17 protein-coding genes, 1 tRNA gene and 1 pseudogene are annotated in these 22703 nt (G+C 45.6%); 18 read left to right on the top strand and 1 reads right to left on the bottom strand.

The genetic code is table 11. The annotated features are described in order from the left end of the window. Positions 1-483: pseudogene (locus tag H509_RS27930) on the top strand (hypothetical protein); the annotation flags it as partial. A 930-nt stretch (positions 484-1413) separates the two neighbouring features. On the opposite strand, the gene H509_RS0101690 reads toward H509_RS27930, so the two are convergent. Then, positions 1414-1490, bottom strand: a tRNA-Arg gene (locus H509_RS0101690). A 222-nt stretch (positions 1491-1712) separates the two neighbouring features. On the opposite strand from H509_RS0101690, the gene H509_RS0101700 reads away from it, so the two are divergent. From H509_RS0101700 to cobA, 17 genes are all read left to right on the top strand, one after another. After that, positions 1713-2660, top strand: coding sequence for a hypothetical protein (locus H509_RS0101700; RefSeq protein ID WP_245595963.1), 948 nt, complete (start codon positions 1713-1715; stop codon positions 2658-2660). Positions 2661-2831: 171 nt separating this feature from the next. Then, positions 2832-4112 carry a trigger factor gene (gene tig, locus H509_RS0101705; protein ID WP_028543550.1) on the top strand — a complete coding sequence of 427 codons (1281 nt, stop codon included), beginning with the start codon at positions 2832-2834 and terminating at the stop codon, positions 4110-4112. A 369-nt stretch (positions 4113-4481) separates the two neighbouring features. Beyond that, positions 4482-5078: an ATP-dependent Clp endopeptidase proteolytic subunit ClpP gene (gene clpP, locus H509_RS0101710; protein WP_028543551.1), complete on the top strand. Its 597-nt coding sequence runs from the start codon at positions 4482-4484 to the stop codon at positions 5076-5078. Between the two features lie 12 nt (positions 5079-5090). After that, on the top strand, positions 5091-6338 hold the full coding sequence (gene clpX / locus H509_RS0101715; RefSeq protein WP_028543552.1) for an ATP-dependent protease ATP-binding subunit ClpX: 1248 nt from the start codon (positions 5091-5093) through the stop codon (positions 6336-6338). Positions 6339-6379: 41 nt separating this feature from the next. Beyond that, the gene (gene ispG, locus H509_RS0101720; protein ID WP_028543553.1) at positions 6380-7477 is read left to right on the top strand and encodes a flavodoxin-dependent (E)-4-hydroxy-3-methylbut-2-enyl-diphosphate synthase; all 1098 of its coding nucleotides are present in this window, start codon (positions 6380-6382) and stop codon (positions 7475-7477) included. A gap of 420 nt (positions 7478-7897) precedes the next feature. Further along, a complete protein-coding gene (locus H509_RS0101725; RefSeq protein ID WP_028543554.1) occupies positions 7898-9325 on the top strand; it encodes an alanine/glycine:cation symporter family protein in 1428 nt (475 codons plus the stop codon). 143 nt (positions 9326-9468) lie between these two features. Beyond that, positions 9469-11184, top strand: coding sequence for an ATP-dependent protease LonB (lonB, locus tag H509_RS0101730; RefSeq protein WP_028543555.1), 1716 nt, complete (start codon positions 9469-9471; stop codon positions 11182-11184). A 112-nt stretch (positions 11185-11296) separates the two neighbouring features. Then, positions 11297-13621 (top strand): endopeptidase La, encoded by a 2325-nt coding sequence (gene lon / locus H509_RS0101735; protein ID WP_028543556.1) that lies wholly within the window; start codon positions 11297-11299, stop codon positions 13619-13621. Positions 13622-13826: 205 nt separating this feature from the next. Continuing rightward, entirely contained in the window at positions 13827-14507 is a 681-nt protein-coding gene (gene yihA, locus H509_RS23960; RefSeq protein WP_051286757.1) for a ribosome biogenesis GTP-binding protein YihA/YsxC, read from the top strand. 203 nt (positions 14508-14710) lie between these two features. Continuing rightward, a complete protein-coding gene (locus H509_RS0101745) occupies positions 14711-15298 on the top strand; it encodes a hypothetical protein (RefSeq protein ID WP_028543557.1) in 588 nt (195 codons plus the stop codon). Positions 15299-15678: 380 nt separating this feature from the next. Then, complete coding sequence (gene speD / locus H509_RS0101750; protein ID WP_028543558.1) at positions 15679-16077, top strand: adenosylmethionine decarboxylase; 399 nt, start codon at positions 15679-15681, stop codon at positions 16075-16077. A 253-nt stretch (positions 16078-16330) separates the two neighbouring features. Next, the gene (locus H509_RS0101755; RefSeq protein ID WP_028543559.1) at positions 16331-16876 is read left to right on the top strand and encodes a hypothetical protein; all 546 of its coding nucleotides are present in this window, start codon (positions 16331-16333) and stop codon (positions 16874-16876) included. Positions 16877-17185: 309 nt separating this feature from the next. Further along, complete coding sequence (gene hemA, locus H509_RS0101760) at positions 17186-18577, top strand: glutamyl-tRNA reductase (protein WP_028543560.1); 1392 nt, start codon at positions 17186-17188, stop codon at positions 18575-18577. 30 nt (positions 18578-18607) lie between these two features. Continuing rightward, complete coding sequence (locus H509_RS0101765) at positions 18608-19435, top strand: cytochrome C assembly family protein (protein ID WP_028543561.1); 828 nt, start codon at positions 18608-18610, stop codon at positions 19433-19435. Positions 19436-19439: 4 nt separating this feature from the next. Then, positions 19440-20138: a precorrin-2 dehydrogenase/sirohydrochlorin ferrochelatase family protein gene (locus H509_RS0101770; RefSeq protein WP_245595964.1), complete on the top strand. Its 699-nt coding sequence runs from the start codon at positions 19440-19442 to the stop codon at positions 20136-20138. Further along, a complete protein-coding gene (gene hemC, locus H509_RS0101775) occupies positions 20135-21067 on the top strand; it encodes a hydroxymethylbilane synthase (RefSeq protein ID WP_028543563.1) in 933 nt (310 codons plus the stop codon). Before H509_RS0101770 ends, hemC begins: the two co-directional genes overlap by 4 nt. Before the next feature lie 5 nt (positions 21068-21072). Then, complete coding sequence (gene cobA / locus H509_RS0101780; RefSeq protein ID WP_245595965.1) at positions 21073-22683, top strand: uroporphyrinogen-III C-methyltransferase; 1611 nt, start codon at positions 21073-21075, stop codon at positions 22681-22683. The last annotated feature ends 20 nt before the right edge of the window (positions 22684-22703 follow it).

The raw sequence follows: 22703 nt of genomic DNA on the forward strand, positions 1-22703 counted from the left end.
GGAGCTACAGGCCCGGCAGGAGCAGCAGGTGCGACAGGAGCCACCGGGGTAACAGGAGCAACTGGTCCAAACATTACTGCAAACAATGCGTTTATTGCGCAGCCTAATACTACTGCTGTTGCCAATCAGGCAGCTATTCCATTAGCTACAAATGTTGTGATTAATGGAACGGCAATTACCCACGTTGCAGGTTCGACGGATATTACACTAGCTCCTAATCAGCAGTATTTGGTCAATTATCGCGCTGTGGGCGTGAATACACCTGCTGGAGGAGATCAGAATTTAGTGTTACGATTAGACGGAGTGTTTGTAGGCGGAACTAATGCGGGAGGCAGCTCAAATGGAAACACATTCAGTCCGGTAATGGTAGGAACTGCCATTGTAAATACCGGTGCGGGCGCTAATATTTTGACGTTACACAACAACTCCGGCGTCACTCGATCATTTGATGATGTTCAGATTTCAATCGTAAAGTTGTTCTAGTGGGGAAGAGCAAGTAATTGTTCATTGTAACGATAATAAAGTACGACACATGAGCACATCCTCGGTATGCTCAAGATTATTGAGTCAATAGATGGCGAGCGTACACCATCAACCATAAGATTACTTTTGTCAGACCTCGAAAAAATCACCGCAGTTGATTGATCCTCGTTTGTTTAGACTTTTCCTCGAATTCCATTACTCATCAAACGGACAATCCGTACAAGAAATCCGTTTTTATAGATGAATGGCCCCCCTTAACTTTGGCTGGTTGGCACAGCATTTTCGCCAAGCTCAGCAAGGTCTTATATCGAAGTCAATTAGACATTAAATTTACAGGTATCCTATGAAAATGAGTTGCAGAGTTATTGTAAAAAAATGACAATTAAGTTGATTGAATTACAATCCTTTTAATAGCAGCATCATAAATAAATGCCTCGAGACCTTTAAAGTTAAGGATCTTGAGGCATTATATTAGTAGTTAACGTTGTTGCTGAATAAAATACTGATGGTATCCTGAGCCAGCGGGCACATAGCTTGCGTGAGACCTTGCGGGCAATCCAATCCCTGAGTAAGCACCAGCTTGAGGAATACACACGTACTCGAACCTTTCTAAATTAGAAATTAGAAATATTATATGACATAATAGGAGAGACCCGCATAGTAAAGAATTAATTAACCAGTTTTTGGAGCTAATCTCTGGCACTAAAAAGTTACGGAGTCTGCTTGCACAGAAACAAATTGAATAAACAGGTATAGAACAGGCGTAAAATAAAAAATGGTTGTAGAAGATGTGTAGAAAAAATGTACAACCTATGTTTTTCATCTGTATTCTCACATACAACTTAAAATAATAAAAAACGCCCCAAACCCTTATGTATCAAGGGGATTGAGGCGTAACATTAATTATTAAAGTTGATATAAAAGATCTAATGGCGTCCCAGGAGGGATTCGAACCCCCGACCGACGGCTTAGAAGGCCGTTGCTCTATCCAGCTGAGCTACTGGGACATTTTTTGAGAACATTTATGATTTTAGCAAAAATGAAGCATCTGTGCAACAACTTTATTTTAATTGGTCACTTTCAAAATGTGACAGTTACTGCTAACCCTTGTGTCCTGAGCATCTGCATGCGGATTATGTTATAATGCAATACGAATTCGGCATGCACATTTTGGCAGGCGCTGCCTGCACTCCGCAGTTTGACACTTACGGCTATAACGAAAGTAGGTGATGGTTATTTCAGAGTCAAAGTTAAATGGTGCAAGCAAACATAACGTAATTTTATTTCCAAAGACGTATGAATATTACCAAATGGAATTAACGCGCCTGTTGGAGTCTGAGCGATATGCAGAGGCGGTTGGATTACTGCGTTTTCTTCTACAGTGTGATGGCGAGGACGAAGGAAGCAGAATGGAGTGGGCGGCACTTTATGAATGGTTGCTGCAAGCATTCCCGCATTTGGAAGAGATAGAGGAACAACACATACATAGAGATACTTTACGATCAGATGAGATGGACGAAGAACCGGAAACGGAGCAAGAAGTGCTAAAGACGCAAATGCGTGATAAGCTGCGATTAGACAATCAATACATAGAAAAGCTGCTGCAAACGTTGCGTGATGAGCAGTTGGACGAGCGCAAATGGCTAGTGTTGGAGCAGCTTGCGGTAGTAGACGATGAGTCATTAAATGATGAGCTTATTTATATGCTGGAGACAGAAAAGCTTCACGCTCTTATCCAATTTGGCTTGTTGCAGACGCTGAACAGGCGTGGAACGACGGGAGCGGTTACTTATTTTCATGGCAACGAACAGATTGTAGTGGATATTGAGCATACGCCGATGGACTATGCATCATTTCCCTATGTGCTACAAATTCCAGCGGAAAAGGTACGCGAGGCTTCGGCGGTGAGAGAGCCCTCGCTTGCTTATTTCTCTCAGGAGATGTGGCAGCAATTTCTTAAAGCTATTTACGGTACTACGTTATATGATCGACTGCGGGACAGCAATGAGCATGACTGTCAAGTTTGGGCGGCTGCGCTGCACCGCATAGTGGCCGGTTTACTGCATCTGGAAGAAGAGGAAACAGAGGTGAAACGGATCTATAACATCTCCACTGATCAACGTATCCCCTATGAACAAGCGCTGCGGGCACTAGCTAATTCATTGCGAAGCGGTTAAGATGGTAATTAAGACGAATAAACGGACACTACAGACCGTTGGAAACGTGCACATTATGGTAGAGAGCTTGCCTTGAAAAACTATTTATAGTCAGATATAATATAATGGTTATTTCGAACGTGCAAGGGTACCACTCTAGCCATGTGAACTTTTTGGAGGGGAAGGCATAAAATGAAAGCAACTTGGGAAAAAATAGAGAAGAACGTTGGAGTATTGGAAGTAGAGGTCAATGAGGATCGCGTTAAGAACGCTCTTGATCTAGCGTTCAAGAAAGTTCAGAAGCGCGCAAACGTGCCTGGTTTCCGTAAAGGAAAAGTGCCTCGCCAAATTTTCGAAGCAAAATATGGTGTGGAAAGCTTGTACCAAGACGCGATTGATATTTTGCTCCCTGAAGTATACTCCGAAGCGGTTAAAGAAGCTAACGTGCAACCGGTTGACCAACCGGAAGTGGACGTAGAGCAGTTTGGCAAAGGCCAAACGTTCAAGTTCAAAGCTAAAGTTACAGTGAAGCCTGAAGTGAAGCTTGGCGAGTACAAAGGCCTTAAAGTGGAAGCTGCAAGCGCTGAAGTAACGGAAGAAGACTTGAACGCAGAGCTGGAGCGTCTTCAACAACGTCATGCTGAGCTAATCATCGTTGACGAAGATACAGCTAAGAACGGCGATACAGCTGTGATCGACTTTGAAGGTTTCGTGGATGGCGAACCATTTGAAGGCGGCACAGGTGAGCGTTATAGCTTGGAGCTTGGTTCAAATTCCTTTATTCCAGGCTTTGAAGATCAATTGGTTGGCTTGGGCACAGGCGACTTTAAGGATGTTGAAGTCACATTCCCTGAGCATTACCATGCTGAGCACTTGGCTGGTAAGGCAGCTACATTTAAAGTTAAAGTTCATGAAATCAAGCGCAAACAGCTTCCAGTATTGGATGATGAATTTGCTAAGGATGCAAGTGAATTTGACACGCTTGACGAGTTCAAAGCAGATTTGAAGACTCAACTTCAAACTCGCAAAGAGCGTGAAGCAGAAGCAGCTCGTGAAGCGGCAGTAGTAGAGAAAGTTTCTGAAAATGCAGAAGTAGAAATTCCGCATGCGATGATCGAAACGGAAATTCAACATATGGTTAAGGACCTTGACAACCGCTTGCGTTCGCAAGGTATGAACATTGACATGTTCTTGACATTGTCTGGTCAAACAATTGCAGATCTTCGTGAGCAAATGCAGCAAGAAGCTAACAAGCGTGTGAAGAACAACCTTGTTTTGGAGCAAATCGCTAAAGAAGAGGGCTTGTCCATCACGGAAGAAGAGTTGTCACAAGAACTTGAAAATATGGGACAAGCTTACCAACGTTCCGCTGAAGAGATCCGTACGATCTTGGAGAAGAACGGTTCGCTTGACAACCTGCGTGAAGAAGCACTTCTTCGCAAAACAATCAAGTTTATTGCAGAAAATAATTAATCGCATATCGGCTGTGGCTTAAGACCACAGTCCAACAAGATAAGGCACGTCAATATATATTGCGTGCCTTATTTTTTCCATCCAGAAACATTTCACTACATATGAAGTATACATAGGTAATAGTGCTGCTCCGCTTTGGTCATCAACACCAATACATAACGTTCACAGGTTAACCGTTCCAGTCACCCTTATTAGGGGTACATATGAAGTAAGTGATTGATATTTTATTGTTGTCGGAGTTGCGTGACTAAATGGATATGCAAGCATCATACACTGAGATAACGGTGTGAATATGACATTGCGTCCGTAACATGGTAAAATGAAATTGTATAGGTTTGTGAAGCTAGATAAAGAAAAGAGGTCGGTACCATGAACTTAGTACCTATGGTCATCGAGCAGACGAATCGCGGCGAACGCTCTTACGATATTTATTCTCGGTTGCTGAAAGACCGCATTATTTTCCTTGGCAGCGCTATTGACGATGATGTCGCGAATAGCATCATCGCCCAATTGTTGTTTTTGGCAGCGGATGATCCAGAGAAGGATATCTTCTTATACATCAATTCACCTGGTGGTTCCGTTACAGCCGGGATGGCAATTTTGGATACGATGCAGCACATTAAGCCGGATGTATCCACAATATGCGTAGGTTTGGCAGCGAGCATGGGTTCTTTGCTTCTAACTGCTGGAGCACCTAACAAGCGCTTTGCCCTGCCTAACAGTGAGATCATGATTCATCAGCCTCTTGGTGGCGTACGTGGTCAAGCGTCTGATATTAAGATTCACGCAGATTGGATTATTAAGACCAGACAGAAGCTTAACCAAATTTACGTGGATCGCACGGGGCAGCCGATGGAGAAGATTGAGCGTGATACAGATCGTGATAACTTCATGAGTGCAGAGGATGCGAAAGAATATGGTATCGTTGATGCTGTTCTTCAGCCAGGCCACTCGATGATGAAGTAAGGAGGGAATAGCGTGTTCAAATTTAACGAAGAGAAGGGTCAGTTAAAGTGCTCCTTCTGTGGGAAATCCCAAGAACAAGTCCGCAAGTTAGTCGCGGGACCTGGTGTATATATTTGTGATGAATGTGTTGAACTGTGCAGCGAGATCGTTGAAGAAGAACTTGGACACGAAGAAGAAGTGGATCTGAAGGATATTCCGAAGCCGAAGGAGATCCGTTCTATCTTGGACCAGTATGTCATTGGACAGGAGCAAGCAAAGAAATCTCTTTCTGTAGCTGTCTATAACCACTACAAGCGTATCAACTCACAAAGCAAGATAGAAGACGTTGAATTGCAGAAGAGTAATATTTTGCTTGTAGGTCCAACTGGATCAGGTAAGACTTTGCTTGCCCAGACGATGGCGAAGATATTAAACGTTCCTTTTGCTATAGCGGATGCAACTTCCCTTACGGAAGCTGGTTACGTAGGCGAAGACGTAGAGAATATTTTGCTGAAATTAATTCAAGCAGCAGACTACGATGTAGAGAAGGCAGAACGTGGCATTATCTATATCGATGAGATTGATAAAGTGGCTCGCAAGTCTGAGAATCCGTCCATCACACGTGATGTTTCCGGTGAAGGTGTTCAACAGGCACTGTTGAAGATTCTTGAAGGTACGGTTGCGTCAGTTCCTCCGCAAGGCGGACGTAAGCACCCGCATCAAGAGTTTATTCAGATTGACACAACTAACATTTTGTTTATTTGTGGTGGGGCATTTGACGGCTTGGAGCAAATTATCAAGCGTCGTGTTGGGAAGAAGATTATCGGCTTTAACGCTGATGGCGTTCAGAAGGATTTGAAGGCTGGCGAGTATTTGACGATGACGTTACCGGAAGATTTGCTGAAGTTTGGCTTGATTCCAGAGTTCGTAGGTCGCTTGCCTGTCATCTCAACATTGGAGCCGCTTGACGAGGATACACTCGTACGTATTTTGAGCGAGCCGAAGAATGCATTAACAAAGCAGTATCAGAAGCTGCTAGAGATGGACAATGTAAAGCTTGAATTCGAGGGTGGTGCGCTCGAAGCGATCGCCCGCGAAGCGATCAAGCGTAACACAGGAGCGCGCGGACTACGTGCGATCATTGAGGGCATCATGCTGGACGTGATGTACGAAGTTCCGTCCAGAGAAGATATAACAACTTGCCTCATTACAGAGCAGGTTGTTCGTGAACGAATCATTCCGGAACTAACGCCGGAGAATAAGAAAGAGGAAAGCGCCTAAGGGCGCTTTTCCGGCGTTAATCCGTATGGGAGAGAATGAACATGTATTTGCGCCAACAAACTAGACCTGTACAAGTAGGAAACTTGACGATAGGCGGCAATAATGAAGTGCTTATCCAGAGCATGTGTACCACCAAGACGGCAGACGTCGAGGCAACGGTAGCTGAGATTCTACGGCTGGAGGAAGCGGGTTGTCAGCTAGTACGTGTTACAGTTAACAATCAGGAAGCTGCTGAGGCCATCAAAGAAATTAAGAAGCGGATTCATATCCCGCTTGTAGCGGATATTCACTTTGATTATCGCTTAGCGCTTAAGGCGATTGAGAACGGAATTGATAAAGTTCGCATAAATCCAGGCAACATCGGGCGGCGAGAGAAAGTGGAAGCTGTCGTGAGAGCTTGTAAAGAGCGTGGAATTCCGATTCGGATCGGCGTAAATGCAGGTTCTTTGGAGAATCATTTGTTGGAGAAGTACGGCTACCCGACTCCAGAAGCGATGGTGGAGAGTGCATTATATCATATAGGAATATTGGAAGAGCTTGATTTCCATGATATTATAGTGTCGCTCAAAGCTTCAGATGTACCAATGGCCATTGCAGCTTATACGAAAGCAGCTGAAGTTATTCCATATCCGTTACATCTCGGTATAACGGAGGCGGGAACGCTATTTTCGGGTACAATCAAGAGCTCGGCAGGACTTGGTGCGCTGTTGTCGCTTGGCATTGGCTCCACTGTTCGTATCAGCCTAAGTGCAGATCCAGTGGAAGAAGTGAAAGTGGCTCGTGAATTGTTAAAGTGTTTCGGGCTTATTTCAAATGCAGCTACACTAGTGTCATGCCCGACATGCGGGCGTCTTGATATTGATTTGTTCTCAATAGCTAATGAAGTAGAAGAATACATTTCCAAGATCAAGGTCCCTATAAAAGTATCTGTTCTGGGGTGTGCAGTTAACGGTCCAGGCGAGGCTCGTGAGGCTGATATCGGGATTGCAGGGGCTCGTGGCGAGGGATTGTTGTTCCGATATGGTGTTATGATTCGTAAAGTGCCAGAAGCTGAGTTGCTAAATGAACTAAAGAAAGAAATTGATCATATTGTAGCAGAATACGAACGAACAGGTGAAATTCCTGGTCGTAAACACTAACTGATTCACGGGGATGTGCGTTAGCTCATTTTCTCGGTGAATGGATTGTTATTCGACTCGCTATTATCGATAGGAGACCTCCAAATCTTGCGAAAGCTTGATGTGGAGGTTTTTTTTATGAGGAGCAATGATGTAACATTACCTTACAGTTATTAACGGGAATTGGGTATAAAATAAAGAAAATTATCCATTAATTGTGTTATAAATGCGCTTACATCTACCGAACGCTTGTCATTATCCATATATTTCATAGTGATTAAAATAATTTATAAGCACTCAAAGTTATCATGATGAAAAAGGATGCACATTTTTTTTGCTATTTACAGCTTGATAAGTTACAATCTTAAAATGTTGTGTGTTAAGAAACATGACATAACACCTAGGGGAATTAGTTTACATCGAGAAGGAAGGGTGCGATTCATGTTTGATCGTTTACAAGAATGGGTAGCTATCTTTAATGAGTATTGGTACTTGATGTTGATTTTTATTCTTATCGTGGTTGGATTGATGTTCTCAATCCGAACTAGATTTGTGCAACTATCAGCTATCGGAGAAACATTCCGGCTTATTACAGGTCGTGAGCGTGAAACCGAATCAGATAAAGACAAAGGGAAAACGGGCGTATCTTCATTCCAAGCTTTTGCGATGAGTACAGCCTCCCGTGTAGGAACGGGGAATCTGGCAGGGGTTGCCATTGCGATCTCTTTAGGAGGACCAGGAGCTGTATTTTGGATGTGGGTCATCGCAATTATTGGGTCCGCATCGGCTTTTGTGGAATCTACATTGGCTCAAATCTATAAAGTGCGGGACGGAAACGCATTCCGCGGCGGTCCTGCTTATTATATGGAAAAGGCGCTTAATGCGCGTTGGCTCGGTATTATTTTTGCTATACTCATCACCTTTAGCTTCGGTTTTGTATTTAACTCCGTTCAGGCTAACACTGTGAGTGCGGCTTTTGGTGATTTGTTTGGCTTCAGCCCGTGGGCGATGGGGGCGACATTGGCCGTATTAGTTGTACTTACCATATTTGGTGGCGTGCATCGAATTGCTAAGGTATCTGCGGTCATCGTGCCAATTATGGCACTAGGCTACATTGGAATCGCTTTGTTTGTAATTATGCTTAATTTTGACCGAATTCCTGAAGTGTTTAGCTCTATTATCCGAAATGCATTCGGATTCGAAGAGGCGGTTGCAGGTGGTATCGGAGCGGCAATTATGAACGGCATTAAACGGGGCTTGTTCTCAAATGAGGCCGGTATGGGTAGTGCGCCGAATGCGGCGGCTACGGCAGCGGTGAGTCACCCTGTAAAACAAGGGTTAATTCAATCGTTTGGCGTATTTGTAGATACCTTGTTAGTGTGCAGCTCTACAGCGTTTATTATTTTGTTCTCTGGTATTTCTACGTCAGGCGATCTTAATGGGATTCAACTGACGCAGCATGCACTTGCAGCGGAAATTGGGGGTTGGGCGCATTACTTTATCGGTTTTGCTATATTTCTGTTTGCTTTTAGCTCATTGATTGGAAATTATTATTACGGTCAAAGCAACATTGAGTTTATTACGAAAAGTAAAGGCTGGATGTTCGCTTATCGTATTGGTGTTGTATTGATGGTTCTGTTCGGTTCTGTCGCTAAAATTACTCTTGTATGGGATATGGCAGACATGTTTATGGGGCTTATGGCGTTTATTAACCTGATTGTTATTTTTATTCTAGGTAAGATTGCAGTTGCGGCACTTAGAGACTATTCCAAGCAACGTAAGGAAGGTAAAGAGCCTCAATTTTATGCGGACACAATACCAGGTCTTAAGCATGTAGAATGCTGGGAACGTCGTCCGTCTGAATCTTGATTAACCTATAATTTTATCTGTTCTCTCTTGAAAAGTAACTTATAAGGAGTCCGGCAAAGGGCAATACTACCAAGTATTACACTTTGCCGGACTTTTTTTGCGCCTTGATCAGGTGCTGTAGGCGTCACGGGAGGATGAGATCAATGAATTTAAGTTTAATATTGATGTTAATTAATGCCTTTTTTGCAATTGTTATTGGTGTATATTTCTGGAATCTGTTGCGGAGCCAGAAAACAAACCGATCAGCAGTAGACAGAGAGTCGCGTAAAGAAATGGATAAACTACGTAAAATGCGCTCTATCTCACTGACAAAGCCGCTTGCGGAGAAGACCCGACCCTCAACGATGAATGATATCGTTGGTCAACGAGACGGGCTGCGTGCGATGAAAGCTGCATTGTGCAGTGCTAATCCACAGCATATCATCGTATATGGACCACCTGGCGTTGGAAAGACTGCTGCTGCACGTGTTGTGCTGGAAGAAGCGAAAAAAAATCCGTCCTCACCTTTTAATCAAGAATCCAAATTTACCGAAATTGATGCGACGACGGCTCGATTTGATGAACGCGGCATTGCCGATCCGTTAATTGGTTCTGTGCATGATCCTATCTATCAAGGTGCTGGAGCGATGGGTGTAGCCGGAATACCGCAACCGAAGCCGGGAGCCGTAACAAAGGCACATGGCGGGATGTTGTTTATTGATGAAATTGGCGAGTTGCATCCTATACAGATGAATAAACTGCTGAAGGTTTTAGAGGATCGAAAAGTATATTTAGAAAGTGCGTATTACAATTCGGAGGATACGCATATTCCTACCTATATACATGATATATTTCAGAACGGACTCCCGGCAGATTTTCGTCTGGTAGGTGCAACTACTCGTTCGCCCCAGGAAATCTCGCCTGCGCTTCGTTCGCGCTGCATGGAAATCTTTTTTCGGCCTTTGTTACCTGAGGAAATCGAAACGATTGCTGAGAATGCAGTTAAAAAAATCGGCTTTCCTCCCTCGTCCGAGGCGGTGCATGTACTTAAAAAGTATGCAACCAATGGGCGAGAGGCAGTTAATATCGTCCAGTTAGCGGTGGGGCTTGCTTTATCGGAAGGCCGCACAAGTATAGAAGCAGCTGATGTGGAATGGGTCGTAAACAGTTCACAGATCGCACCTCGGCCTGAGCGAAAGATTGGAAGCGATCCACAAGTTGGCCTCGTGAATGGTTTAGCCGTTTATGGTCCAAATATGGGGGCGTTATTAGAAATAGAAGTATCCGCGATCCGGATGAAAAATGGTCAAGGGAAGTATACGATTACTGGTGTAGTTGATGAAGAAGAGCTAGGAGGCGGCAGCCGCACACTTCGTCGCAAAAGTATGGCGAAAGGGTCAATTGAAAATGTGCTTACTGTGCTGAGGGGCTGCGGCTATGAAACGTCTAATTACGATTTGCATATTAATTTTCCTGGAGGCTCGCCAGTGGACGGACCGTCGGCAGGGATTGCGATGGCGGTAGCCATTGCGTCGGCTATTAATCAATGGCCTGTCGATCACAAGTTGGCTATGACAGGGGAGATTGGTGTTCATGGCCGTGTGAAGCCAGTCGGTGGCGTGCTTGCTAAGGTGGAAGCAGCGTTTCAGGCGGGTGTTACGAGAGTCATTGTACCTAAGGAAAATTGGCAGGAGATTTTCTCTAATTTGAACGGGCTGCAAGTGATTCCAGTCGACCATATTGAAGAAGTGCTTCAGCATACATTCGGCAGTCAAATGCGTGAGGATTTGCCGCAAGTACCGAAATTATTTGAGCGTAATGCTGTATCATCGGTTCCGTTGCTCCATGCCGAAGGGACAGAAACGAGCCATGCAGAGTAATTATGATTTGAACTCTTTATTAAATTGGCTGCTGCCGGTTGGTGTTTTGTGGCGCAATTTGATAAAATGATAGTTACACATTTAACAGGAGAACCTTGGGGGTGCCATAATCATGGGGCTTAAACTAGCAAAGGGACGCAAGCTGCCTCTATTACCGCTAAGGGGTCTGCTTGTCTATCCAAGCATGGTTCTGCATCTGGATGTCGGGCGGGACAAATCGGTAAAAGCGCTCGAACAAGCAATGTTGGAAGATCAGATCTTGCTGCTGAGCTCGCAGTCGGAGGGTAGTATTGAAGAACCGACGAAAGATGATATTTATCAGATCGGTACAATGGCTAAAGTTCGTCAAATGCTGAGACTGCCCAATAATACGATCCGAGTATTGGTGGAGGGTGTGTCCCGTGCCAAAATTGTGGAGTATGTGCCTAATGATGAGTATTACGAAGTTCAGGTTCAACTCATCGAGGAGCAGACCGAACTGACTCCAGAAATTGAAGCGTTAATGAGGACGGTGCTGTCTCAGTTTGAAAGTTATGTCAACCTTTCTAAGAAGGTGACGCCTGAGACGCTTGCGGCCGTTTCAGATATTGATGAGCCTGGACGTTTTACAGATGTTGTAGCTAGTCACCTTCCGCTCAAGATGAAAGATAAGCAGCAGATTTTGGAGACAGCTGACGTTAAAGATAGACTTATTCAACTGCTAGATATGTTGAATAACGAAAGTGAAGTTCTTGAACTGGAGCGCAAGATCAATCAGTCTGTGAAGAAGCAGATCGAGAAGACCCAGAAAGAATATTATTTGCGTGAACAGATGAAAGCGATCCAGAAAGAGCTTGGAGATAAAGAAGGCCGCGCTGGTGAGATTGAGGAACTACGGCAGCAATTAGGTGAACTGGAAGCGCCTGATAAAGTCAAAGAGAAGATTACGAAGGAAATCGATCGTCTGGAGAAGATGCCATCTACTTCCGCGGAAGGTTCGGTTATTCGGAATTACATCGATTGGCTCTTCCATGTGCCGTGGTCGAATGTGTCGGAGGATGATCTGGACCTAGATAAGGCGGAGCAAATACTTGAGGCCGATCACTACGGGTTAGAAAAACCGAAAGAACGTGTACTGGAGTATCTTGCAGTTCAGCAGCTAGTGAAGCAGATGAAGGGTCCGATTTTGTGTCTGGTCGGTCCGCCAGGGGTCGGTAAGACTTCGTTGGCTCGCTCCATTGCGAAGTCGCTGGAACGTCAATTTGTTCGTATCTCACTAGGCGGAGTACGTGATGAAGCGGAAATTCGGGGACATCGTAGAACTTATGTAGGGGCAATGCCAGGGCGTTTCGTTCAGGCGTTGAAGACAGCAGGTACGATGAATCCAGTCATGCTGTTGGACGAGATTGACAAGATGGCTTCCGATTTCCGCGGTGATCCGTCATCGGCGATGTTGGAAGTGCTTGATCCAGAACAGAACAACACGTTTAGTGATCATTTTATTGAACTGCCTGTGGACTTATCTAAAGTGATGTTTGTTACAACAGCGAATGCGGTACATAACATCCCTCGCCCGCTCCTCGATCGGATGGAGTTAATTTCGTTATCCGGTTATACGGAACTTGAGAAGCTGGAAATTGCCAAGCGTCATTTGCTACCGAAGCAGAAACGCGATCATGGGCTGGGGGAAGAACAGCTCGTTCTTGGGGAAGAGGTTATAACGAGAACGATTCGTTTGTATACACGTGAAGCTGGCGTGCGCCAGTTGGAACAACGATTAGCTGCTTTGTGCAGAAAGGCAGCTAAGCAAATCGTCTCGGAGAAGGCGGAGGTTGTAACCATTCCGTCAGAGCAATTGGAGACCTATTTGGGCATTCCGCGATATCGGTATGGACAGACAGAGCAGCACGACCAGATTGGTATGGTGACAGGACTGGCTTGGACTGAGGTTGGCGGTGACACACTGACAATTGAAGTGATGGTTGTCCCGGGGAGCGGCAAGCTGCTGCTGACGGGCAAGCTTGGTGATGTGATGAAGGAATCAGCACAAGCCGCATTCAGCTATGTACGCTCCAAGGCTGAGCAGCTGAAGCTGGAACCTAATTTCCACGAGAAGGTAGACATCCATATTCACGTACCGGAAGGCGCGATTCCGAAGGATGGTCCGTCAGCTGGCATTGCGATGGCGACAGCGCTTGTATCCGCTCTGACGAAGGCATACGTCTCTAAAGATGTTGCCATGACAGGGGAGATTACGCTGCGTGGGCGTGTTTTGCCGATCGGCGGTCTTAAGGAGAAGTCTTTGGCTGCGCACCGAGCGGGCATTCGCAAGGTGTTGTTTCCACATGATAATGAACGTGATTTACAGGAAATACCGGAAAGTGTGCGGTCTGAATTAACGTTTGTCCCTGTGCAGCATCTGGATGAGGTACTACAGCATGCGATCGTTGTGGAGTAGTCGGTTTGGTTGATGTGATGGTATTATGTGTTAGGTGACCTTTCAGCGGGCGCGGTGGTGCGCCCGCTGTTGTTTTGGTTGAGTGTGGCGATTCAGTCTGCTCCCGTTGGAGGTTGCAGTGGTAAAATACGATTTCTTAATATTTACATTTAAAAATGACTCCGTGTAAGTTTCTAAGTGATACACGAAGGAAGGTGGTACAACGATGAAAATTACAGCGGCTGAATTTATTATAAGCGCAGTTGGCCCTGCGCAATATCCAGAGGATGGGCTGCCAGAGGTAGCATTGGCAGGACGGTCTAACGTTGGCAAGTCGTCGCTAATTAACAAGCTGATTCAACGACGCAACTTGGCCCGTACCAGTTCACAGCCTGGCAAGACACAACAATTAAATTATTATCGGATTAATAACAATGTATATTTCGTGGATGTTCCAGGGTATGGCTTTGCCAAAGTATCCAAGACACAGCGTGAGGCGTGGGGTAAAATGATCGAAGCCTACATCCAGGAACGCGAACCGCTTAAGCTGGTTCTGCAAGTGATAGATCTTCGTCATCCGCCAACCAAAGATGATGTCCTTATGTATGACTGGTTAACACATTATAATATCCCGTTATGTATTATTGCGACTAAAGCTGACAAGCTGCCAAAAAGCCAATGGCAGAAACACTTAAAGCAGGTTCGAGTTACGCTAGGCATGCGACCTGATGCCCCACTTATTATGTTCTCTGCGGAAACGGGTGCGGGGCGTGAAGAATTGTGGGAAATTATTAACAAGTATACTGTAGAGACGCCAGCTGCAATAGACGAAATTGGCAACATAGACGAAGCGAAGGCTGTAGATGCACAGTTGTCCCAGAAGTCGACTGCGGACGAGCGTATGTAAATGAATTCGATTAATTGCATGTAAATACGTTAAGGATTCGCTTGAATGCAAGAAACAATACGAATTTTACGTGTGGATTCGAAATTCTTCCGTTTTTTTAAGAAATCTAAGGCTATATGCGACCTCAACGACAGGAATTGTTGCTTATGATGTAGTATAATAATGATAAGTAACAGAAGGTTTAAAGAATTGAGGAGATATTTATGGCTAGGCGGTTAGCCACAGAGTATGTGAAGGCCCGTATGCAGTTGACAGAAACTCAGTTGTCCCGATTTATACAATCTTTGGTCGGACAGTCATTAGTCTGGCATGTGAAAGTATTGGAGAACGGTAATCAAGAGGTGGTTCTTGAGGACGATCAGGGCGATGAGGTTACTTTCCTGTTCGAGAAGCAAGGCAATCGGTATGTCTGTGTAACGTCTTGCCGCTTGGTGCATCCGAAGTTAACTCAAGTGATGCATAAACTTGTGGCGACATTCCGCGGAGAAGCCGTGGTCAACCGTATTTTTGCAGGATTTACAATGACTTATTATTATGTAGAAGGTGCGGTTCGGAAGATCGAGGAGTACAAAGACGACCAATTCCGAACAATCTACGAGCATAAAGATACCGTACGTGAACTGCAACAATTGTATAAGCAGGATACGGTAGAACAAGAAATTTCATATATTCAACGTCGGATTAATCGTCTGCTTGATGCGCGCAACCGCGCCATGACGGATATGGACATCACTCATATTGATCAACAACTAAATGAATTGGTTCATCAGCTATTTGTACTGGAAGCTTGATTTGTAAATGTTAGGAAGGCGGTCTCATCTGAGGCCGTCTTCTTCTTTTATATGTACAGTAAGGGCTGCGGGGTTTATTTCTCGAACAAACTGGAACAAGCTGTTTGCAAAAAGTGATGAACAGAACAAGCTTCCGAACCATATGTTGATGATGGGTTCCGAATGTTCGGAACAAATGACTAGTGTAACATTTAAAAAAAAGGTTGCAATAATTGCTGTAAGATGTTATTTTTAATCTCGTTGAAAACAATATAGGAACCAGGATTCACTCAGGACATTGTATGTTGCGAGAGATTTTTCCCTCGGGAAGTGAATGACGTAGGTCCTAGCGGATGAAATTTTTTTCAAACATTTTATTCCTAGGAAGGGGGAACCGAAAGATGGAATACTCAACTTTCGGAAGACACGTTGCTGTTGATACGTGGGGAGTCGACTTTGACTTACTGAACAATGCTGAATACCTCCAAGCACAACTGGTGGACGCTGCTGAAGCATGTGGTGCGACAGTACTATCTGTTCAAGCCAAGCAATTTGAGCCTCAAGGAGCAACAGTACTTGTGTTGTTGTCGGAAAGTCATCTTTCTATCCACACTTATCCTGAACGTGGATTTGCTGCAATTGATTGTTACACATGTGGAGAAACAGTTGACCCGCAGCTGGCGATTGACTACCTGGTCTCCGTACTGAAACCAGAGAAGACTTATGCTAAAAAATTAGTTCGCGGAATCGGTGAGATGGAAGTTGTAACGCCTGAAATCAAAGTTTCTGAGCTCGTATAATTTCATTTGTCAGTGTTACCGATACGTAGAACGTATCATAGGAACATGTAATACAGAAAGGCCCGCCATTATTGGCGGGTCTTTTTGTATTCTCAAGTATGCGCTTTAACACTTGTCATATATAAGCCAACATTTTCTATCCTGCTCAGCCTGTCTGGCGCATACATATTAGAAAATAAGCATATCCGATGCCGTTTAGTCGGGTACATTTATAAGCCTAGTATGATCTGTTCGGAAAGGAGACAGGAGTGTTATGCGGAGCAAGGTGAAGAGGCCACGCCGTGTGTTGATGGCTGGACTAGTGCTTATCTTGACAGTGTGGGTTCTAACACAGTTATGCTACGTATTGTTTGATCGGGAGCTGCCTAGCAATGTAGAACGATCTTTATACGAAGTCGTTAACTTGAATATGCGGATGTTGGAAGGTGCGACACAGCGGGCTAGCAAGGCGTCAACAAGTGCGGATTGGAATGACTGGAAGATAAACGCTTATGCCGCTTCCTTTGCCCACAAGCGTCTTATACAAGCTGTAGGAGCAAATAGGCTGCCTGAGCTGCCTGCGCTCCAGCAAATAGAGGAATATGTAACGATTGCACAAATTAGCGGGGATAAGCCACTAAGTGAAGCAGAACAAAAAGTGGCAGCGGAAGCAGCAGGTCTAGTGGCGCAAATTTGTCAAAAATATGAGGGTATTATGAATGGGAATGGTCAGTTGATCACTTCAAAAGTGGAAGAATTAGTACTTGTAGAAAAACAGCTCCAACATATGCTGAAATTACTGGTGCCGGGTGCAAAATGAGCCTCTGAACAGTATTTTGGGTCAGACACACTAAGGTTTGTGTATTCCAGTGCAAGCTTGTACATAGTTGCATGAACTTTGTTGCGAAAGGCTGCTTGATGCGGTTAAAATAGATGGGGATCTACCTTGTAACCCTTATCAACAGGTGTATAAGGACCTTGGTAAAGTGAGACAATATAGATCAGCTGACTGGAATGATTTTCATGGTTTATTCAAATTTAACGGATGTTAAGTTGTCGAACTGTGCTATAATGATAACGATTATTATCTCGATAATGTTCTAAATATGTGCAAAGCAGGTGAGCATCCATGCATGTTGTAGTCGTCGGCATGAACTATCGTACGGCGCCTGTCGAAATTCGGGAGAAATTTGCTATTCCTGAAGAGCAGTGGACCGATGCGATTCAACAGCTGAGACGTATAAAGAGTGTGCTTGAATGTGTCATCGTGTCTACTTGTAACCGAACTGAAATGTATGTAGTAGTTGATAGGCTTCATATGTGCGGACATTTTATCCGGGGATTCATGGAGCAGTGGTACGACATACCTAGACAGCAGTTCACTCCTTATTTATACATTTATGAAGACGATCAGGCAGTAGAGCATCTATTCCGTGTCACATCAGGGCTAGATTCTATGGTGGTCGGCGAAACTCAAATATTAGGTCAAGTGCGGCAATCCTTTTTATTTGCACAAAAGCAAGGGACTACCGGCACTTGTTTTAACCATTTGTTTAAGCAAGCAGTCACTTTAGCGAAGCGGGCGCATGCGGAGACTAACATTAACGACAATGCAGTGTCTGTCAGTTACGCGGCCGTTGAACTTGGCAAACGAATATTTGGTTCGTTTCAAGGCAAGAAGGTGCTTATACTTGGCGCAGGCAAGATGAGCGAGTTGACGGTGAAGCATTTGTATTCGAATGGTGCTGCCGAGGTAATGGTTGCGAATCGTACGTTGGCGCGCGCAGAAGAATTGGCACGTCAATTTAAAGGACGGGCCTGCACGTTGGACAATTTGGACACGCTTTTGACGGAGGCGGATATCGTGATCAGCTCGACGGGATCTCCTTCGTATGTATTAACGGGGAAAGATGTTGAGCATGTCATGAAGCGACGTCGTTCCCGCCCACTATTTTTAATTGATATTGCGGTTCCACGTGATCTTGACCCTGCCATTGCAGATTTATCGAGTGTGTTCCTGTATGACATCGACGATCTTGAGGGGATTGTGCAGAGTAATCTGGCGCAACGGAACAAGGAAGCACTCAAGATTGAGCATATGGTAGCCCATGAGATCAAGCAGTATCACCAGTGGTTGAATATGTTAGGGGTTACCCCGCTTATTCGGGCGCTTCAGTCCAAGGCGGAGCGTATTCACCAGGACACGTTAGACAGTATGTTTAATAAGCTCCCTGACTTGTCGGAGAAAGAAGCGGTCATCATCCGCCGACTCACGAAGAGTATGCTGAATCAGATGATGCATGACCCGATTCTCCAGATTAAAGAGCTTGCCGCTAACAAAAATGGTGACGAGGCGCTGCATTATTTCTCAGAGCTATTCGCCTTAGAAGAGGAGCGAGCAGCGACAAACGGCAGTCATGAGCAGCCGTCCAAGTTGAGCGCAGCGCATCCAGTACGTGACACGGCAGATGAGCCGGAGCCGGTAAAGCCTGCCTTATCATGGGCTGCCGTCACATGGTAATAGACGTATGACGGGAGGCGACAGGCGCACATGGTAACCAGTAGTTGGACCTACGATGCGATTATTTACACATATGCCCTGAGCCTTCTGTTTTATTTCTCTGATGTTGTAGGTGTGAATCGGAGAGCGAAGCGGATGGGCACAGGGCTTCTTATTTTTGTATGGGTGTTGCAGACGGTCTTTTTACTTGTACGTGTTCTGCGGCATCAGGATGTGCCGATGTTTAGCAGTTTTGAGTTTATGTTTTTGTTTTCTTGGATATTAGTAACAACTTCGTTAGTGATCAGTCGATTTTTTCATATTGAGTTTATCGTCTTTTTTGTGAATTTAATTGGCTTTGCCTTATTAATTGTAAATATGTTAAATGATCCAACCGCGCCATCTGGGATGAAAGAATGGGAAATGATGAGGAACGTTCTCACCTTCCATATTGCCCTTGCCGCATGTGGATTTGCGGCGCTTACGGTTAGTGCGATTTACGCAGCGATGTATGCCTTTTTGCATCAGCGGCTGAAATCCAAGAAATGGTCGGATGCGGTGCGTCGCCTCCCAAGTTTGGAGCGAATGGAGAGATCTTCCTTTATTGCATGTTCCATTGGCATGCCGTTATTTTTATTATCTCTTTCTGTTGCTGTTGTTGCGGTGCTGCTTGGGAATCGGATGGAGTTGCTGCTAGATTTTAAAGTCTGGTTTACAATCGCCGTTCTCGTTTTGTACGGTATATATTTGCTTAAGCGACGAGGCGGATCACTGACAGGATTACAGATTGTATGTTTTAATATGATCTGTTATGCGGTGATGCTGCTTAATTATGGTCTTAACGCTGTATCGACATTCCACCGTTGGATGGGAGCATAATGTGATGAATGAGCAGTTGCAAGAGGCTGTTGCAGCGATGGAGGATTACCCGCAGTATGCTATTATGCTGAATGTGAAGCATAAGCGCTGCGTTGTGGTAGGCGGCGGTCAAGTCGCAACGCGAAAAGTGAAGCAGCTGCTCGAAAGTGGCGCCGAAGTGACCGTAGTCAGTCCGACGCTGACACGGACGCTTTGGCGCTTCGTGCAAGAAGGCATGATTTCAGTTGAGGAACGAGGCTATGTAACTGCTGATGTGAAAGATGCCTTTCTTATATTTGCGGCGACGGATGATCACGAGGTGAACGTGATGATCGCGGTAGATGCCAAGCAAGAACGGGTTATGGTTAACGTAGCACATGCGCCGGAGCTGTCAGATTTTACGAATCCGGGTGTTTTGCGATACGGGCCTGTGCAAATTAATGTATCTACAGGCGGAGCAAGCCCTACGTTGACGCGTCATATTGTGGACAAGGTGGATCGCATAATTGATGAGCGTCTTGGACTACTGGCAGAGCATCTTTATGCTGCGCGAATCAATGTGCAGCAGTGCAGAATAGATTTGCCAGCTAGACATGAGCTGCTCCGTCAATATGGAGATGCCTGCTGGCAATCTTGGGAGCGTAAGGCTCCTTTTCCTGTATGGAGTGAGTGGTTGGAACAACATTACACAAGAGCGGCGTTAAGCAGGGAGGAAGCAGAATGAGAAAGATTCGTGTAGGTACACGTCAAAGTGCACTAGCACTAACACAAACAGGGCAAGTAATCGCGGCGTTGGAGGCGATTTGTCGTGAACATGATCTGCCGTTCGTATTTGAGACACATAAAATTGTAACCAAGGGCGATCGGATTCTGGATGTGACGTTGTCCAAGGTCGGCGGCAAAGGACTGTTTGTCAAAGAAATCGAGCAGGCGCTTATTGACAACGAAATTGATATGGCAGTACATAGTATGAAGGACATGCCGTGGGAGCTGCCAGAAGGTCTTTGTATCGGTGCGATTCCGAAGCGGGTTGATCCGCGCGACTGTCTAATTATGAACAGCGGCTCGTCTATTGATGATTTGCCACAAGGAGCGAAGGTAGGCACAAGCAGCTTACGTCGATCTTCACAGCTTCAAGCTTACCGAAAAGATCTCCTTATCGAACCGCTTCGAGGTAATATTGATACAAGACTGAAGAAGCTTCAAACAGAAGGTTTTGATGCAATCGTGCTTGCTGCAGCAGGGCTCTTCCGGATGGATTGGGGAGATAAGATTACATCATATGTTCCAGTAGACATTAGCCTGCCAGCAGTGGGCCAAGGCGCGCTTGCCATAGAATGTCGCGAGCATGACGAACAGCTGCTGCAACTGCTTGAACATTATCATCATGCAGATACGTCGCGCGCTGTGCAGGCGGAACGGGCATTTTTAGGTCGGATGAACGGTGGCTGTCAAATTCCAATCGGTGCGTATGCTGTTCAGCATGAGTTGACTGGGCAACTAACACTTACGGGTATGGTTGGTTCTCCGGATGGCAGCACTATTCTTAAAGTAGTTAAAGAGGGAGATCACCCGGAAAAATTGGGCAATGAGGTAGCAGAACAATTGTTGAGTCAGGGTGCAGAACAACTACTTGGTCCATTGAGGGGTTGATGTTTATGGAGGGAAGCGATCGCGGTGTCATGCAAGAAAGCTTAGAAACAAGCACGGTTGGGATTGTATATTTGGTTGGAGCTGGGCCTGGGGATGCTGGATTGATAACCGTCAAGGGCCTGCGTTATTTGCAAACAGCAGACGTAATTGTTTATGACCGACTTGCCGGCCCGCGCCTCATCCAGATGGCGAAACCAGGTGCAGTCAAAATATATGTTGGGAAGCTTCCTGATCGTCATGCAATGAGACAAGAACAGATTAATCAACTGCTCGTTGATTTGGCATTGGAAGGTAAGCGTGTAATCCGTCTTAAAGGTGGCGACCCTTGTGTATTCGGGCGTGTCGGTGAAGAAGCAGCGCTATTGAAGCAGCATGGCGTCCCTTTTGAGATTGTACCAGGTGTAACTTCTGCCATAGCGGTCCCTGCTTATGCAGGAATACCTGTGACCCATCGGGAACGGGCGTCCTCCTTTAGTGTAATTACCGGACATGAGATACCCGAACGACTGGAAGAACGTGTGGACTGGGAGAAGCTTGCGCAGGCAACAGGCACGTTGTTGTTTCTTATGGGAGTTGGGCGAATTCGTGTTATTGCCGAACAGTTAGTTCGGCACGGTCGTTCACCGGAAACGCCGGTCGCAATCGTGCGATGGGGGACACGCGCAGAGCAGCAAACCCTAGTGGGGACCTTGTCCACCATTGCAGATGAAGTCGCACGAACAGGCTTTAGTTCACCTGCTGTAATTGTGGTTGGTGATGTTGTACTTGAACGTGAGCTGCTGCAATGGGCAGAAATGCGACCGCTGTTCGGTCAGCGTGTGTTGATTACACGTGCGCGTACCCAATCGGAAACGTTTGTGCGTGCGATTGAGGATCTTGGCGGCGAGCCATACGAATATCCGGTTATAGAGGTTCGTATGCCACGTGACAAGCGCGAATTGGAACGGATTGCTCATGTGATGGGGAAGCTGCCAACCTATGATTGGATCGTGCTTACAAGTGCAAACGGCGTCCAATACTGGATGGAGCACATGAAGCGGACGAAGACAGATGTACGCCGTATAGCTGGGGCGCGTATGGTGGCTGTCGGGCCCAAGACGGCGCAGGCTATGCAGGAGTATGGGATTATTCCTGATCGAGTTGCGGAACAGTTCAGTCAAGAAGGTGTATGGTCTATACTGGAGCAGGAAGTTAAGCCTGGACAACAGGTGCTTCTGGCGAGAGGAGATCTTGCGCGTCCTTGGCTAGGCGACATGATGCGTAGCGCACAGATGCAAGTAGAAGAGCTTGACATTTACGAAACGATCCTTCCCGACAACAACGATCCACATATGGTGGAACTGCTGCAAGAAGGTGCGATCCAAATTGTACCGCTCACCAGTTCATCTACGGTTCATAATTTGCTCGCATTACTCCAGCAGTCTGGGGTAGACAATGCGGTAGAACTTTTGAACCAGACTGTCATCGTATGTATTGGTGAAATTACAGCAAATACGGCGCGCAGTGCCGGATTAAAAGTAGCGGCGGTAGCAAAGGAAGCGACGATGAACGGTGTGATGGAGAGCATCATGCATGTGGTGGAATTGCAGCGCCGAGAAATGAGAGAGTATGCCTGACTAAAGGGCTAAGGAGGACA

Source organism: Paenibacillus taiwanensis DSM 18679 (assembly GCF_000425125.1).
GTDB classification, from domain to species: Bacteria; Bacillota; Bacilli; order Paenibacillales; family Paenibacillaceae; genus Paenibacillus_B; species Paenibacillus_B taiwanensis.